Origin of the sequence: Bacillus sp. 17RED48, assembly GCF_019837545.1 — a bacterium.
Taxonomy (GTDB): Bacteria; Bacillota; Bacilli; order Bacillales; family Bacillaceae_G; genus Bacillus_A; species Bacillus_A wiedmannii.
In genome coordinates, this window is sequence record NZ_JADAXG010000009.1 from 196186 (window position 1) to 213266 (window position 17081).

Below are 17081 nucleotides of genomic sequence, written 5' to 3' on the forward strand. Positions count from 1 at the left end.
TATTTTTAATTTACTATAATAGAAAATTCAGAAAATTCTTTCAAAAATAAACAATTCACGTTATAATAACATTTAACTTGGTGAAGAAGGGGCGAAGGAAAATGGATGTTGCAAAGGAACTGGTTTTATCGAAAAATCAATTAATTGAGTGGAGAAGGCATTTTCATAAGTATCCAGAGCTATCTTTTCAAGAAGAAAAAACGTCACAGTTTGTATTTGATATACTTCGAAAAATCCCATATTTAGAAGTTTCCAGACCTACTAAATATAGTGTAATGGCAAGGTTAATTGGTAAGCAACCTGGTAAAACTATCGCGGTTCGTGCTGACATGGATGCTCTTCCTATTCATGAAGAAAATGAGTTTGATTTTATTTCTACATATCCAGGTGTGATGCATGCATGTGGCCATGATGGACATATAGCGATATTACTTGGGGTCGTACATAAATTAGTAGAAAAAAGAGAGAAGATTAAAGGAGAGATTCGCTTTCTCTTCCAACATGCAGAAGAAAACTTTCCTGGCGGTGCAGAGGAAATGGTTGCAGCGGGTGTAATGGAAGGTGTGGATTATATTATTGGTGCTCACCTTTGGGCATCGTTACAGGTTGGTAAAATAGGTGTAATTTATGGTGCTGCAATGGCTGCCCCGGATGTTTTTAAAATTACGATAGAAGGAAAAGGTGGACATGCTGGAATCCCTCATGAAACGGTTGATAGTATCGCAATCGGTACACAAGTTGTTTCGCAACTTCAGCAAATTGTATCTCGCCTCACGAATCCGTTAGATTCTCTTGTAGTATCTGTTACGCAATTTCATGCTGGGACAACCCATAATGTGATTCCAGAACAAGCGGAGATTGAAGGGACAGTGCGGAGTTTAAGACATGAGTTGCGAGAAGAAACAGAGAAAAGGATTGAACGGATTGTGAAGCATGTGACGGAATCTTACGGAGCGAAATATACATTTTCTTATGAATATGGATATCGACCAGTAGTAAATGATTATGAAGTTACAGAGATTATTGAGCAAACTGCATTACAGCTTTATGGAAGGGAACGAGTTACTCGTTTACAACCGACGATGGCTGGGGAAGATTTTTCAGCGTTTTTACAAAAGGCGCCAGGGACATTCTTTTTTATCGGTGCAGGAAATAAAGAGAAAGGAATTATATATCCTCACCATCATCCTCGTTTTACGATTGATGAAGATGCATTACCGATTGGAGTGGAAGTCTTTGTATCGTCTATTATGAATTTTATAAGTAAAGGAGAATGAGATGAAGAAAATACACGTATTAGCGCTTATTCCAGTTTTTTGTTTAGTTGTTGGACCTGTATTTGCTAATTCAGTTACTCCTTACGTATTAGGGATGCCATTTTTATTATTTTGGGTATTATTATCGGTGCTCATTACGTCTCTTTGTATGGGGCTTGTGTACGTATTTGATCCTGCTAATAAGGGGGATGTAAAATGATCGCCTTACTTATCATTATTTTATTTTTGTTTCTCGCACTATTTTTAGGAATTCGGGCACAACATGGAAAAGATATGAATTTAGAGCAATGGTCAGTTGGAGGAAGAGGCTTTGGCACTATTTTTGTTTTTCTTCTTATGGCAGGTGAAATTTATACGACGTTCACATTTTTAGGCGGAAGTGGATGGGCGTATAGTAAAGGAGCACCTACTTTCTATATTTTAGGTTATGGTGCACTAGCTTATATTTTATCTTACTTTTTATTGCCGCCAGTTTGGAAGTATGCGAAAGAGCATAATCTTGTCTCGCAGCCAGATTTTTTTGTGAAGAAATATAAGAGTCAGACGCTTGGCATTATCGTTTCTGTCATTGGGGTTATTTCAATTATCCCATACCTTGTTTTACAGTTAAAAGGATTAGGTATTATCGTTTCGGAAGCATCTTACGGCAGGGTATCACCAGTTATTGCAGTGTGGATTGGTGCGATTGTTATAACGATATATGTAATGGTTTCAGGCATACACGGCTCTGCTTGGACAGCCGCTTTGAAGGATATTATGATACTGTTTATCGTTATGTTTTTAGGTATATATTTACCATATCATTATTACGGAGGTTTTCAGCCGATGTTTGAAGCTGTAGAAGCAGCAAAACCAGGATTTCTATCTTTACCTGATGAAGGAATGAGCATTTCTTGGTTTGTTTCTACTATTGTATTAACAGCTCTCGGTTTCTATATGTGGCCCCATACATTCGCTTCTGCTTTCTCTGCAAAAAATGAAAAAGTATTTCGTAAAAATGCGGCAATTATGCCATTGTATTCTTTAGTTTTACTTTTCGTGTTCTTTGCAGGGTTTGCAGCTATACTGCAAGTTCCAGGGTTAAAGGGAGGGGATGTAGACCTTTCGTTATTCCGTCTCGCTCTTCAAACATTTGATCCATGGTTTATTGGTATTATTGGTAGTGCAGGAGTATTAACAGCATTAGTTCCGGGTTCCATGCTTGTTATGGCGGCATCTACTTTATTAGCAAAAAATATTTACCGAACAATGGTCCCATCTGCTTCAGATAGACAAGTTGCTAAAGCGGCAAAATTATTTGTTCCTGTAGTAACGCTTGTAGCTGTTTTGTTCACTTTTAAAGGTGGAGAAACGATAGGGGCTCTTCTTTTAATGGGATATAGTATAGTGACACAACTTTTCCCTGCGCTTGTATGTAGTTTGTTTCCACGTCAAGTTATTACGAAGCAAGGGGCAATTGCAGGAATGGGGATTGGATTGTTAGTGGTCGCATATATTACTTTATCTGGTTCAACTATAGCTACAATGTTTCCGGGTTTCCCTCAATATATAAAAGATTTAAATGTAGGTATAGTCGCATTGTTAATGAATATGATTGTGATGTTTATCGTTAGCGGGTTCACGAGAAATGTGTCTATAAAGACAGACAGTATAATAGTAGAAAAGTAATCCGTGTGCTAGAGCTATCTTTGAAAAGAGATAGCTCTTTTTTGTATATATTTTCTTCTATTAGCGGAATCTAACTAAAAACTTGTTGAAAAGGAAGTTAGGTGGGGGAATTGTTAGAGTTAAAAGGTAACTTATTTGAAGTTATGAAAGAAATTAGGGATGAATTAGGTTCGCCTAATGATTTAACAATTAGGGAAGTTGCCCTTGCGGGTAGTTTTACACGCTGTGCGGTTATTTTTTTATGTGGGTTAACAGATAAGGATAATGTTTATAAATATGTAGTTCGTACACTTCAATATGAAGAAGTACAAAAAGAAGAAGCTGTTGTTCAAACATTATTGGATCGTTTTATTTCTATTGCAGAAGTCGGTATGAAGACAACGTTTCCAGACATTATAAATGCAATTTTAGCAGGAGACACAGTTATATTAATTGATAATATTCAAACCGCTATTGTCATTAATAGCCGAGCATGGGAAAAAAGAAGTCTAGAATCTCCAGTAACAGAAGATTTAATACGTGGACCAAGAATTGGATTGAATGAAGATATTAACGTAAATAAGATGTTAATTCGCCGCAGCTTACGTGATCCGAAGTTACGGTTTCGATCCTATATTATGGGGAAGCGATCGCAAAAAGAAGTAACTTTAGTCTATATAGAGGATATTATTAACCCTTATATTGTAGACGAATTAGATCGACGGCTTCAATCAATAGTGGCAGACGTTATTCTTGAGACAGGAACGATTGAGCAATTAATTCAAGATAATAATTTATCACCATTCCCGCAATTTTTGAATACAGAAAGACCTGATAATATAGTGGCTGCGCTAGCGAAAGGAAAAGCGGCCATTTTAGTGGACGGATCACCATTTGCTCTTATCGCTCCACTAGTGTTTGTTGATATTTTTCAATCTGTAGAAGATCATTATGAGCGCTGGGTAATTGGTACGTTATTAAGAATTTTACGTATGGGATCAGGTATTGCTGCTGTTTTACTACCTGCCACGTACGTAGCGCTTGTTTCGTATCATCAAGGGCTTATTCCCTCTAAATTAGCTTATTCTATTGCGGGAGCGAGAGAAGGGGTACCATTTCCGGCATATATAGAAACGTTAATGATGGCATTAACGATGGAGTTAATACGAGAAGCGGGAATTAGGTTGCCAAAACCCATGGGGCAAACAATTGGGATTGTAGGTGGTCTTGTAATTGGAGAAGCTGCGGTGAACGCAGGGATTGTAAATCCGTTTTTAGTAATTATTATTGCAGTTACTGCAATTGCTACATTTTCACTGCCTGTATATAGCATTACGATTACGTTTCGGATTTTACTTTTTGTCTTTGTTTTAGCGGCGACTGCTTTTGGACTATATGGAATTATTTTAGCTCTTATTGCACTTGCGATTCATATTACGAATTTAAAGAGTGTTGGGGTGCCATATACAACGCCTATTGCTCCTGCATTTTATAAAGATTGGGAAGAAGAAATGATCCGCTTGCCAAAATCAATGTTGAAAGAAAGACCAGAGTACTTACAAACGAAAGATTCTACAATACGTCCAAAGGAGCGAGAGTAATTGAAACCATTTGAATATGGGGATGAAGAGATTGGATCTCGGGAACTTGGTTTTGCGGTATCGTCAACAATTATCGGTATAGGTGCATTATCTATGCCACGAGATATTGCTACGCAAACCTTATTTTCGGACGGTTGGATTATTTTGCTTTTGGGTGGATTAGTCTGTGCGGTTTTAGGGTGGTTTGTAACGAGGGTAGCTATTTTATTCCCAAAACAAAACTTTGTTCAATATACGAGTGCACATTTGACGAAGCCTGTTGCATACACAATTAGTAGCATTTTAGTATTAACGTTTGCTGCTTTGACAGCATATGAATCGCGAATGATTGCAATTATTTCACAAACGTATTTATTTAGTGATACACCAGTGCAACTATTGTCTTTCTTTTTCCTATTAGTTGTTATTTATGGAATAGCAGGATCGAGAGCGGCTTTATTAAGGCTAAACGTTTTGTTTTTACCTATAGTTTTAATTGCGATAGTGCTGCTTTCTTTATTGAATATAAATTTAATGGAAATAAATAATTTACTACCAGCTTTTCAAACGGACGTCAGTCAATATGCTGTAGGAGTTAAAAACTCTATTTTCACATTTATCGGATTTGAGGTAGCTCTGTTTTATGCTGTGATGTTGAACGATAAGTCAGTGAAAAAGGCACCGATGGCAGTTGCAAAAGCGGTGATGGTAAACGTGTTGTCATACATTTTAATTTATGTAACTTGTATTAGTGTTTTTACATATATGACAACACGTGGATTGACATATCCAACAATTGAACTAGGGAAAGAAATTGAAATTGGTGGGGGGTTTTTAGAAAGGTTTGATGCGATTTTTTTTACTACTTGGATTATTACTATTTATAACACTACAGCAATGTATTATGACGTCGCATCTTTATTGTTTTGTGCTATGTTTCCGAAAGTGAAGAAACATATTTTTATTTTCGTAAGTGCCCCGATTATTTTTATGGTGAATATGATACCTAGTAGTTTGAATGACTTGTCAAATTACGGAACTTATTTAGCTTGGATAGATATGGGCTTTGTTGTGTTAGCACCTTTGTTAGTTTTTATTGTATATAAAATAAAAAGAAGGAATGGTAGAAATGAAACACCTTCTTAAAATCATAATGCTTATAGTTTTAGTTGGATCTATAAGTGGGTGCTCTGAGTTAGAAGAAATAGAAGAAAGAGGATTTGTAGTAGGTGCAGCCTATGATATTGTGAAAAAAAAGAAAGCGAATCCAATTATGAAAGGGACGTATCAGATGGTACTCCCCAGTAAATTGTCGCAACAAGGTGGGCAAGGTGGTGGAGATAGCGAAAATTATATTAATGTGAGTGCGAAGGCAGATAGTGTCTTTGAGCAAATACGAATTATTGCCAAAAAAATTAGTCGCTCACTATTCTTTCCGCACATACAAGTGATAATTTTTTCTAAAGATTTATTATCGAATCCATATGTTTTACAAAATACGTTAGATGTATATATTCGTGATCATGAGATGAGAAGAAATATACGTTTGTTCGTTTCTAAGAAAAATGCAGAAGCTATTTTGAAGCAGAGCGCTAAGCCTGAAAATTTACCGGCGCAGTATATTGATATGTTAGCTGAACATCCTCCGAAAAATGCTCAAATGATTGAGGCTGCAAGAATTGGTGAAGTTCAGGAAAAGATGATTTCCAACCGAAGCTTCGTATTACCTATTCTTGAATTAACAAGGCAAGGGGTACAAATGAACGGGGCAGCGTTGTTTCGCGGGAAGGATAATAAGTGTGTAGGTAGTTTGAATGGAGAAGAAACATTTGGAATAAATTATATAATAGGTAAGAAAATTGGAGGATTCTTTACCATTCGTAAAAAAGACCAGCTTATTACATATGAAATTCATAAAATGCGTCGAAAGATTAAAGTATCTACAGAAAATGCTACAAAACCGAAGTTCGATATTCACTTATTTTTGGAAGGAACATTGGCTGAGTTGCATTTTAGTGATCATAAACAAATTATGAACGAAAAGCGATTAAAGAAAAACATCACGGAGGAAATGGAGAAGCGCATTCAAAAATCGATTAAGCTTGTTCAAAAAAAATATAAGGTAGATGTATTAGAGTTAGGGGACGTATATAAGCGGCATAATTATAAAGAATGGAAGAAGATAGATAAGAATTGGGATCAAGGTGAAAATTACTTTAGTAATGCTGAGATTACTGTTCATGTTCATCCGACAATTGAGCATTCAGGTTCAGCTTTACCAAAAAGAGTGAAATAAGGTGATGGAAGGTGTTTACTGGATTAGGAATTAGTTGCACAATATTAATGGCAATTCTTCCGGGGACCATATACTTTATTCATAAGAAACTCACAATGTATGGGGCACAGCCTTGGAATACTGATGCACAAAAAAAGAAACCTGAATGATTTCAGGTTTCTTTCGCACAAAGCATATGTGAAGGGGGATACCTTCTATGTATGCTTTGCTTTTATACAAGCCCTAACCAATGTACCAACTGTGTAGAGAGGAATGTCACAACAATGGCGATAACGGTAGGGATTGCAAACGATAAGAATGTCCATTTTGCACTTTTTGTTTCTTTATATATGTTAACCAGTGTTGTTCCACATGGGAAATGAAGAAGTGAGAACAACATTGTGTTTAACGCTGTTAACCAAGTCCAACCATTTTCTAAGAATAGATTTTTAATTTGATTAAAATCGTCTATTTCAGTTAAAGCTCCAGTTGATAAATAAGACATTAATAAAATAGGGATAACAATTTCATTCGCTGGTAGTCCAAGAATGAATGCAGCTAAAATAAATCCATCAAGTCCTAACATTTTAGCGAACGGATCTAGGAAGTTTACAAAATACATAAGTAAGCTTGTGTCACCGATGAAAATATTAGCTAGTAACCAAGTTAATGCAGCAGCAGGGGCAGCTACAACAACAGCTCGTTTTAAAACATAGACTGATTTGTCGAGTGTCGCACGCACAATTGTATTCCAAACCTTTGGCTTACGGTACGGCGGTAACTCAAGTGTGTAGTGAGTTGGCACACCTTTTAAAGCTGTTTTTGATAGTACCCAAGAAACAGTTAATGTCATAATAACACCAATTACAACCATCCCAACTACAACGCCAGCAGTAACTAATGTTTGCATACTACCTGTATAACCAGCAGCCATAAATAATGAAGACATTAAAATTAACATAGGCCAGCGACCGTTACAAGGAACGAAGTTGTTTGTTAAGATTGCAAGCATACGTTCACGTGGTGATTCAATAATACGTGTTGACATAATAGCGGCTGCGTTACAACCAAAGCCCATTGCCATTGTTAAAGATTGTTTACCATGTGCACCGGAGCGTTTGAATAAGCGATCCATATTAAAAGCGACACGTGGTAAATATCCGTAGTTTTCTAATAGTGCGAACATAGGGAAAAAGATTGCCATAGGTGGTAACATAACGCTAATAACAGCACCGATACCACGGAATAAACCAAGTATTAAAATGCCATGTAGCCATTCGGGTGCATGTGCTGCCTGAAACCAAGATGTTAAATATCCTTCGGCCCATCCGAAACACTCAGCAATCATATCAGATGGTACGTTAGCACCTGCAATTGTAAGATAAAAAATAATAGATAAAATACCGAGCATAATTGGAAATCCCCAGATTGGAGATGTGAAAATTTTATCTAGTTTTTCAGAACGATACAATTTATCAGTATTTGTATATTGAACAGACTCTTTACATATGCTTGCAGATGTTCGATAAATATCTCCGACAATATCATCTCGTATATCTTCTTTTGAGAGTGTTTGTGCATGTTGAATAATATAGTCTAATGGAAGAGCTTTACTGGCTGAGTGAGATTCCATTCATTACGACCTCCCTTACAAGCGGTTCATTATGGTGTTTTTGAAGTGTAGTTAAGAAATTTTTATCTCCATCTAATATACGTAACGCAATCCAACGTGCTGGATACGTATCACCGAACACTTTATAAATTTGTGGTTCTAATTCCTGAATCATATTTTCGATTTTTTCACTGTAAGAAATTTTAATTGGTGTTGGAATTAATTTTTTATTTGCTACTTTAGCGATAACACTTAGCAAATGCCCAATACCTACTCGGTTACGAGCAGAAATCTTAACTACAGGTACACCGAGCGATTTTGCTAATTTCTTTTCATCAATAACGATGCCTTTTTTCTCCGCTTCATCAATTAAATTAATACAAATGACTACATTGCTTGTCATTTCCATCACTTGGAGGGCTAAATTTAAATTTCTTTCCATTGCAGTTGCATCTATAACAACTACAGTTACTTCTGGTTTTTCAAATATAATATAATCTCTTGCTACTTCTTCATCCGTAGAATTTGAATATAGTGAGTAAGTTCCAGGTAAATCTATTAATGTATATTTACTTCCGTTATGTTCATATTCTCCTTCAGCTTTTAAAACAGTTTTTCCCGTCCAGTTTCCAGTGTGTTGTTTTAAGCCTGTTAAAGTATTAAATAATGTACTTTTCCCGGTGTTCGGGTTGCCAGCTAAAGCAATACGATGTTTGCTCATCTGAAATCATCTCCTATTAATACCCCGAAAATAAGGGAACTTTCTTCCTTACGTAGTGCGATAGTTGTATTGCTTACTTGATAAGCGACCGGATCTCCAAGTGGACTGCGCTGTAATACTTTAATTGTTGCCCCAGGGATAAATCCTAAGTCTAATAAACGTCGTTTCATAGTTCCTTCTAATTGTATCTTCTCAATTTGTACAAACTCTCCTGTCTTAAATTCGGAAAGTGGTTTTGTATTAGCCGATACCATAAAAGTTACCTCATCTCTATATTGTTTGTTTAAGTTTAAAAAGTTTCCTTAGGTAAACTTTTTGCTAATAATATAGTAGACTACATTGGATGATGCTGTCAATTGGTACTTTAAAAATATTCATTTATTTTTAGAATTGTTCCAATTTATTTAGTTGTACTAAAAAATATTACTGGAATTTTGTTTAATGTAAATAAAGTAAGAGTGTAAAAATTAAAAAATACAATGGATTTGTAAATGTATTTTTAATTAAAAGGGGAAAAGAGTGAAAAACATTTACATTGAATTTACATTGTTAAGAATAAATTTACATTACAGCTTAATTCGTGTGGATTTTGTTGGGTTCTTTAACTATAAATGTTGGGATTCCTAGCTTTTAAGGGTTATTATCGTCATTTACTTAAAATTAAAAATTGCTTAACACTCACATAATATTGTTGTCCTACAATGAATTTGTGTTCGAAAGAAAATGAATTCGAAAAGTGATAATCCAAATGGGGGTACAAGACATGGTTATGAAAAAAGGTATTAAATTTTCTTTAGCGGCTTTAGTGGTGGCAGGAGCGTTAGTTGGATGTGGGAAAGCAGATGATACAGCTAGTAAAGAAACTGCTAAAGGAAGCGATAATACAAAACAAGAATTATCAGGTACGATTGCAGCAGCTGGTTCTACAGCTCTTCTACCTCTTGCGGAGGAAGCTGGAAAGAAATTCATGGAGAAAAATTCAAAAGTTTCTATTCAAGTGCAAGGTGGCGGTAGTGGAACTGGGATTAACCAAGTAGCATCGGGTGCAGTACAAATTGGTAATTCAGATGTTCCATCAGGGGATAAAATAAAAGATGATGAAAAAGCGAAAGAATTAGTAGATAACAAGGTTGCGGGTATTGCATTCGCGCTTGTCGTAAATAAAGATGTAAAAGTTGATAACTTAACAGTGCAACAAGTACAAGATATCTTCACTGGGAAAGTAACAAACTGGAAAGAGGTAGGCGGGAAAGATGAAAAAATCAACGTAATTAACCGTCCAGCTTCATCTGGTACACGTGCTACATTTGAAAAGACAGTTATGAAAGAAGCGAAAATTAATGATGGAACTGGTACAACACAAGATTCTAACGGTGCAGTAGAGCAAGCAATCAATTCTACTCCAGGTTCAGTAAGTTATTTAGCAATGTCTTACATGGTTGGCGATAAAAAAGGTGCGCTACAAACAGTGAAAATTGATGGTTCTGAACCAAAAGTTGAAAACATTTCGTCTGGTAAATATCCATTCTGGTCTTACGAGTACATGGTAACAAAAGGTGAAGCGAAAGAAGCAACGAAAGCTTACATTGATTATGTAAAAGGCAAAGACTTTGAAAAGCAAGTAGAAGATATGGGTTACATCCCAATGTCTAAATTAAATAAGTAATAAATTTTTATGGGGCTGGCTGCAAGGCCAGTCCTGTTCATTTCAATCTATGAAGTGGGGTCTGACCTGTGATGAAGGGGAAAAAACAAATTAATTACGTAAAAAGTGAATATATAGGAAGATCGCTTGTTACGTTTTGTGGTATTTTTATTGTTTTAATTACATTAGCTATTATTGCGTTTATTTGCGGTAAAGGTATTCAATCTTTTACACAAAGCGGTATCTCATTTACTGAGATGTTAACATCGACAAAATGGAATCCAAATGCTGACGAAGGAACCTTCGGGGCTTTGATTTTTATTGTAGGTTCAACGGTGGTTTCGTTAGGTGCGGTTATTATTAGTGCGCCAATTGCTATAGCTCTTGCTATATTCATGAATTTAATTTCGCCGAAGTTTGGAAATAAAGTATTGAAGCCCGTTTTAGAATTATTAGTTGGTATTCCTTCGGTTGTATACGGATTATTAGGGGTTACGATTTTAGTGCCGCTATTACGTGATTCGTTCGGGGGAGTGGGCTTTAGTCTAATTGCGGGTATTGTTGTATTAAGTATTATGATTTTACCTACTATTGCTAGTATCGCTTCTGATGCAATACGCTCCGTTCCATTTGATTATTTAGAAGCTTCTTATGGTCTAGGATCAACGAAATGGCAAGCGGTTAGCCGAGTGATTGTTCCTGCTGCGAAAAAAGGGATTTTAACAGGTGTTGTTTTAGGTTTAGCGCGTGCTTTTGGTGAAGCATTAGCAGTTCAAATGGTAATCGGGAACACAATTAAATTACCAGAAGGAATATATAGTCCGACAGCGACGTTAACTGGTATTTTGACAATGGACATGACAAATACATTAAACGGAACTGCTTGGAACAATGCGCTATGGACTTTAGCGATGATTTTACTTGTTATTTCATTCCTGTTTATTTTAGTAATTCGAGCGATTGGGCAAAGAGGTGAGCGATAATAATGAATGCAAGAACGGTAAATAAAGTTTGGACAGGTATCTTTTATGCAGTTGCAGCTTTAGTTGTAGCTCTGCTAGTATTCTTAGTGTTTGAAATTCTGCAAAAGGGATGGGGATTTTGGGATCCTAATTTCTTGTTTGGAGAACCAAGTAATACAAGAGCTGGTGGTGGGATTGGTCCACAGTTATTCAATTCCTTCTACATGCTTGTTATAACGCTTGTTATATCTATTCCTCTTGGGTTAGGTGCTGGAATATATTTAGCAGAGTACGCAAAACAAGGGCGCTTTTTAAATTTTGTTCGTTTATGTATTGAGACAATGGCGTCTTTACCTTCGATTGTTGTTGGTTTATTCGGTTTGTTAGTGTTCGTTACCATGACAGGTTGGGGATACACAGTAATGGGCGGTGCTCTTGCTTTAACAATTTTAAACTTACCAGGTTTAACACGTGTTTGTGAAAATGCGATTTCAGAAGTGCCTCATAATGTAAAAGAGGCGAGTCTTGGATTAGGTGCAACGAAATGGCAAACAATTGCTCGTATTATTATTCCATCGTCATTACCGCAAATTATTACAGGTATTATTTTAGCGGCGGGTCGTATATTTGGTGAAGCGGCAGCGTTAATTTACACAGCGGGTTTAACATCCCCGATTTTAAATTCAGCAGCAGACTTCTCAAGTCCTGCGCATCCTTTAAATCCATTTAGACCAGCTGAAACGTTAGCGGTTCACATTTGGAAGTTAAATTCTGAAGGAGTTATTCCGGATGCGAAGTTGATCGCGACAAAATCTGCAGCTGTATTAATTATTATGGTGTTACTATTCAACGTTATTTCACGCTTGGTAGCATCTATATTGCACAAACGTTTTACAGGGACGAAAAGAAAAAGTAAAACGACGAAAAAAGTAAAAGCGGCATAAATTATAAAGAGGAACTCTCTATTTATAAGTAGGGAGTTCTTTTTGTATTTTAATATAGAAGGAATGGATGTAATGATTGTTGAATTTGTAATTGATTATATAGATGAATAGGTACAGATGAGAGGAGAAGTTAATTTGTTTTTTCTACAAATGTCAGGTTTTCCTGGATCGGGAAAATCGACAGTTTCTAAGTATATAGCGAAGTTAACAGGTGCTGTAATTATAAATCATGACGTTTTGAAATCGGCATTGTTACAATCATTAGAAATGAAAGGGGTTGAATCGACAATTGTTGGAGGAGTATCATACGATGTTGAATGGGCATTGATTGATTCTTATTTAGAACAAGGGCATAGTGTTATATTGGATAGTCCATGTTTATATGAAGGGATGGTTGAAAAAGGAATGAAACTGTCTAATAAACATGGTGTGAAATATAAATATATTGAATGCTATCTTAATGATATGGAGGAGATTAATAATAGGTTACAAACACGTAAACGTATGGTTAGTCAGATTGGAAAAGTGGATTCGGAAGTAGCTTTTAAAAAATGGTTAGATGGTAGTAAAAGACCTTTAAATAGTGAATGTCTTATTGTAGATTCTGGTAAACCTCTAGAGCGATATGCTCAAAAAATGATGGATTATATCAGTAAGTAGAGAAAAAGGCGTTATCTTCGTTCTTGAAGATAACGCCTTTTTCTTTAAATATCAGGTGTTTCTGTAGAAGTGCTTATTTTTCTACGAGAGCGTCTTTTTCTCCCGATTTTATCTAATAGTTCATACATAACTGGAACGACTACTAATGTAAGAACGGTTGAGACTGCTAAACCACCGATGACAACGACGGCAAGACTTTTTGATACCATGCTTCCTGCTTGCGATTGACCAAATAGGAGAGGAAGCATAGCGACGATTGTCGTTATAGCTGTCATAATAATTGGACGTAATCTAGTGGAACCCGCTTCTAGTAAGGCTTCTCTTGTTTCCATGCCGTGTTCCCGATTTTGTTGCACTCTTTCTATTAATACAATAGCGTTTGTAACGACAATCCCGATTAACATTAATGCGCCGATTAAGGAATTTACATCAACAGGTGTTCCTGAAATGATTAACCCTAAAATACCGCCAACAGCAGCTAATGGCAAGGAGAACAAAATTGCAAAAGGAGCGCGCGCCTGTCCGAAGGTGATAACCATAATTAAATATACAATCCCGATTGCAATCCCCATAATTTTGAATAAATCTGTGAAGTTCTCTTGCATAGATTCAGTTGCACCTGCAATAGTTACTTTTGCGCCGCTAGGTAAATCTAAGTTAGCTATCGTTTCATTTACTTCTGCACTTACTTTACTTAAATCTTCATTTGAGGCCTCGGCAGTAATTTGAATCGTTTCTTTTCCGTCTTTATGGAAGACTTCTCTTTGAAGTTGCTTTTCTGAAATAGTTGCAATGTCTTTTAAAGGAATTGGTCCATTGATAGGTGATAGTATGCTTGTGTTTAAAATGTCTTCTTGTTTAGTAATGTTTTCTTTTTTGTGTTCTATTATAATAGTTGTTTTTTCATTATTGATTGAAACTTCACCAATAGGTGATTTCTTCATAAGGAGTGCTACTTGTTGTGCTGCTAATTCTGGTGTTAAGCCTAGTTGTTCGGCCTTTGTTTGATCAACATGGATTTGCCATTCTTTCTTAGAGTCTTCTAAATTTGTTTTTACTTTAGAGAGAGCAGTCATATCTTTTAGTTTTGTTTCGACGATAGTAGCAGCCTCTTTTAAATTCGTTTCATTAGTAGCTGTTACGTTGAATTGCAAATTGTTGCCACCACCAGAGCTTGAATAACTCGTTTTTATATAATCTAGTTCAGCAGGCTCAAAAGCTTTATGTTCTTTCTTTAACTCTTTAATATATTGATCAATATCAGAGCCTTTCTTGAAGACTACAAATATACTGGCAAGATTATTTTTTGTCGTTTGCCCCCATTGTGCATCTTCTGCGCTAGATCCCATTCGTAAAATAACATCCGTTACATCCGAATTAGAAAGTAATTTCTTTTCGAAATCGAAGGCTTTTTGTTTTTGCGTTTCAGGAGCGTAATCAGCTGGGAAAGTCATATTAATAGATAACATTGTGTCGTCTTCAGATTTTATGTTCGCTTTCGGTAGTAATACATAGGCTGCAATCGATCCTGCGAATAATAAAAAAGCAGTAAGTAGAATAATGAATTTATGCGAAAGAGCCCACTTTAATGTAGCGACATATCGTGGTGAAGAACTTGGCTTTTTGTGCTTTGTTTTTTTGAGTAGTAAAAAAGCCATAAGTGGAACAACTGTTAGTGCAACGATTAAGGATGATAGTATAGAATATACAACTGCTAATACCATAGGTAACATTAATTTTCCGATTACTCCTGATACGAGGCCAATAGGTAAGAAAACAGCGACTGTTGTTAAAGTAGAAGAAGTAATTGCGACGGCGACCTCTTTCGTTGCATCAAGAATAATATCTTTAGAGAAAGATTCTTTTTGTAAACGACGGAAAATATTCTCGATGACAACGATACTATCATCAACGAGACGTCCAACTGCAACTGCTAAACCACCAAGCGTTAAGGTGTTAAGTGTGATGTTAGATTGGTGTAGTAAAAAGAGTGTTAATAAAATAGATAATGGAATACTGACAACGGCGATGAGTGTCGTTCGGAAGTTACGCAAAAAGATTAAGATAATTAGAGTTGCAGCAATTGCTCCAAGAATTACTTCTTTGCCCATGCTAGTAACAGCATTTTCAACTTGCTCATGAGTTGAGGCTAAAAGTTTAATAGAAAACTGATCTTTATATTGTTTACTTATATCTTTGATTTTCTTATCGATTTCCTTTCCGATTGTAACTGCATTTTTACTTGGCTCTTTCATGATGATCAATCCGGTTCCTTCTTCTCCGTTTATATGCGAGATTGTATCGTAGTGTTGTTTAAGTTCGATTTGAGCCACATCTTGCAATTTTACTTGAGGTGCAACGGTTATGTTTTTAATATCATCTACATTTTTTATATCCCCAATGACACGAAGGTTATATTCTTCTTTATTAACGGTAATTGCTCCAGCTGGAGTGGAAGTTTCTTTTCCTTGTAAAACTTTTAATATTTGTTCTGTTGTTACGTTTTTATCTTTTAATTGGTTTGGGTCTAGTATGATAGATAATTCAGAGGCTGATTTTCCGAAAAACATAACGTTGGCAACACCATCAATGTTTTCGAGTTGTGGTACGATTTCTTTTTCGATTTGTTTTTCATCTGCTTTTGAAAATCCATTTTGCTTCTGGATAGCAATTTGAGCGAGTGGAATCATAGAAGTATTTAATTGGCTAACTATGGGTTTCGTTGCATCTTTAGGTAATTTAATTGTGTTAATGGCCTTTTCAACCTCGCGTGCCGCGTCTTTCATGTTTGCTTTGGATGTATACGCGATATCGATACGTGATAATCCCTCGTGCGTAGAAGAGGTGATGCTGTCGATGTGTTCTAAATTGCGAAATTGTTTTTCGAGGGGATCAGTTACTTCTTTTGTCATCGCTTCAGCATCGAGTCCTTGAGATAAGGTTGTGACAGTGACTGCTGGATTATCGATGCTTGGTAAAAATTCCATAGGTAATTTAGATCCGGAATAAACGCCAAGTACGGAAATGAGAAAAACCATGATGATAACAGCGGCGCGGTTTTTTAATGAAAACTTTGTTAACCTATCCATAAAGTAATTCCTCCATTGGTTTATTTATAGTTGAGTACGTCCTTTCTTACTATATAACAAAAAATGGATATCTTTCATTAATTAAATGTAAAAAAATTCTAACAATAATCTTAAGTTAATGTTTTTGTTGGAATTTCGTTATTTATTCCGCTATTCGCCGAGCGATAAGATTATTACCTAATCGAGCTGTCTGTAAACAACCGATTCGTTCAATTAATAGTTTGTGTGGAGGAACAAAACTAAAAATCGGCATGTTTGCTTTATGTAGGAAGTGGTGAATCTATTTTTTAAAAGGTTGGATTGATTTGTTTTGTATATTGTTAGTCTATAGAGAAGTAAATGATCAAGGCTTTAATATAGAAGAGAATGAAAAGCTAGGAAGGGGTTATGAAATACAGTTTGGTTAACTAGAGTGTATTGGTATGCAATTTAAATAGCTGTTTTCCATAGATGGGATGAGGTGTCTCTATATAGAAGAAAGTAGGATGGATATTTTTTTGTTTTTTTTTTTTTTTTAAAACACTTGTTATTTAAAAATCATGATGGTATATTAATAAACGTCGCTGATGCGGAAACGCAGAAAACGACAAAAAAGAAATTTTAAAACTTAGTTGACATCAAAAAACGAAGATGTTAATATGATGAAGTCGCTTCTGGAGCGGCAGACAA

14 protein-coding genes are annotated in these 17081 nt (G+C 35.9%); 10 read left to right on the forward strand and 4 right to left on the reverse strand.

Features of this window, described 5'->3' with window-relative positions:
* Positions 1–101: 101 nt before the first annotated feature.
* The 6 genes from ILT06_RS27015 to ILT06_RS27040 all read left to right on the forward strand — a co-directional run bounded on the left by ILT06_RS27015 (position 102) and on the right by ILT06_RS27040 (position 6800).
* Entirely contained in the window at positions 102–1277 is a 1176-nt protein-coding gene (locus tag ILT06_RS27015) for an amidohydrolase (RefSeq protein ID WP_064477055.1), read from the forward strand.
* A gap of 1 nt (position 1278) precedes the next feature.
* Positions 1279–1476, forward strand: a complete 198-nt coding sequence (locus ILT06_RS27020) for a DUF3311 domain-containing protein (RefSeq protein WP_000719861.1) — start codon at positions 1279–1281, stop codon at positions 1474–1476.
* Entirely contained in the window at positions 1473–2945 is a 1473-nt protein-coding gene (locus ILT06_RS27025) for a sodium:solute symporter family protein (protein ID WP_000561011.1), read from the forward strand. Before ILT06_RS27020 ends, ILT06_RS27025 begins: the two co-directional genes overlap by 4 nt.
* A gap of 101 nt (positions 2946–3046) precedes the next feature.
* A complete protein-coding gene (gene gerLA, locus ILT06_RS27030; protein WP_095205680.1) occupies positions 3047–4525 on the forward strand; it encodes a spore germination protein GerLA in 1479 nt (492 codons plus the stop codon).
* Positions 4526–5650: a spore germination protein GerLB gene (gene gerLB / locus ILT06_RS27035; protein ID WP_064477054.1), complete on the forward strand. Its 1125-nt coding sequence runs from the start codon at positions 4526–4528 to the stop codon at positions 5648–5650.
* Positions 5634–6800 carry a Ger(x)C family spore germination protein gene (locus ILT06_RS27040; protein ID WP_064477053.1) on the forward strand — a complete coding sequence of 389 codons (1167 nt, stop codon included), beginning with the start codon at positions 5634–5636 and terminating at the stop codon, positions 6798–6800. Before gerLB ends, ILT06_RS27040 begins: the two co-directional genes overlap by 17 nt.
* A gap of 211 nt (positions 6801–7011) precedes the next feature.
* Here ILT06_RS27040 and ILT06_RS27045 read toward each other — a convergent pair whose 3' ends face one another.
* The 3 genes from ILT06_RS27045 to ILT06_RS27055 are packed head-to-tail and all read right to left on the reverse strand — an operon-like array spanning position 7012 to position 9366.
* Positions 7012–8412 carry a nucleoside recognition domain-containing protein gene (locus tag ILT06_RS27045; protein WP_064477052.1) on the reverse strand — a complete coding sequence of 467 codons (1401 nt, stop codon included), beginning with the start codon at positions 8410–8412 and terminating at the stop codon, positions 7012–7014.
* A complete protein-coding gene (locus ILT06_RS27050; RefSeq protein ID WP_064477051.1) occupies positions 8390–9112 on the reverse strand; it encodes a FeoB small GTPase domain-containing protein in 723 nt (240 codons plus the stop codon). Before ILT06_RS27050 ends, ILT06_RS27045 begins: the two co-directional genes overlap by 23 nt.
* Positions 9109–9366 (reverse strand): FeoA family protein, encoded by a 258-nt coding sequence (locus tag ILT06_RS27055; protein ID WP_000252989.1) that lies wholly within the window; start codon positions 9364–9366, stop codon positions 9109–9111. Before ILT06_RS27055 ends, ILT06_RS27050 begins: the two co-directional genes overlap by 4 nt.
* Before the next feature lie 509 nt (positions 9367–9875).
* Here ILT06_RS27055 and ILT06_RS27060 point away from each other — a divergent pair.
* From ILT06_RS27060 to ILT06_RS27075, 4 genes are all read left to right on the forward strand, one after another.
* Complete coding sequence (locus ILT06_RS27060; protein ID WP_222655671.1) at positions 9876–10778, forward strand: phosphate ABC transporter substrate-binding protein PstS family protein; 903 nt, start codon at positions 9876–9878, stop codon at positions 10776–10778.
* A gap of 71 nt (positions 10779–10849) precedes the next feature.
* A complete protein-coding gene (gene pstC, locus ILT06_RS27065; RefSeq protein WP_000676675.1) occupies positions 10850–11740 on the forward strand; it encodes a phosphate ABC transporter permease subunit PstC in 891 nt (296 codons plus the stop codon).
* Positions 11741–11742: 2 nt separating this feature from the next.
* A complete protein-coding gene (pstA, locus tag ILT06_RS27070; protein WP_000994145.1) occupies positions 11743–12663 on the forward strand; it encodes a phosphate ABC transporter permease PstA in 921 nt (306 codons plus the stop codon).
* 135 nt (positions 12664–12798) lie between these two features.
* The gene (locus ILT06_RS27075; RefSeq protein ID WP_088046955.1) at positions 12799–13323 is read left to right on the forward strand and encodes a P-loop nucleotide/nucleoside kinase family protein; all 525 of its coding nucleotides are present in this window, start codon (positions 12799–12801) and stop codon (positions 13321–13323) included.
* A 44-nt stretch (positions 13324–13367) separates the two neighbouring features.
* Here the strand turns inward: ILT06_RS27075 and ILT06_RS27080 are convergent, their stop codons facing one another.
* Positions 13368–16412: an efflux RND transporter permease subunit gene (locus ILT06_RS27080; protein WP_222655672.1), complete on the reverse strand. Its 3045-nt coding sequence runs from the start codon at positions 16410–16412 to the stop codon at positions 13368–13370.
* Between the last annotated feature and the right edge of the window lie 669 nt (positions 16413–17081).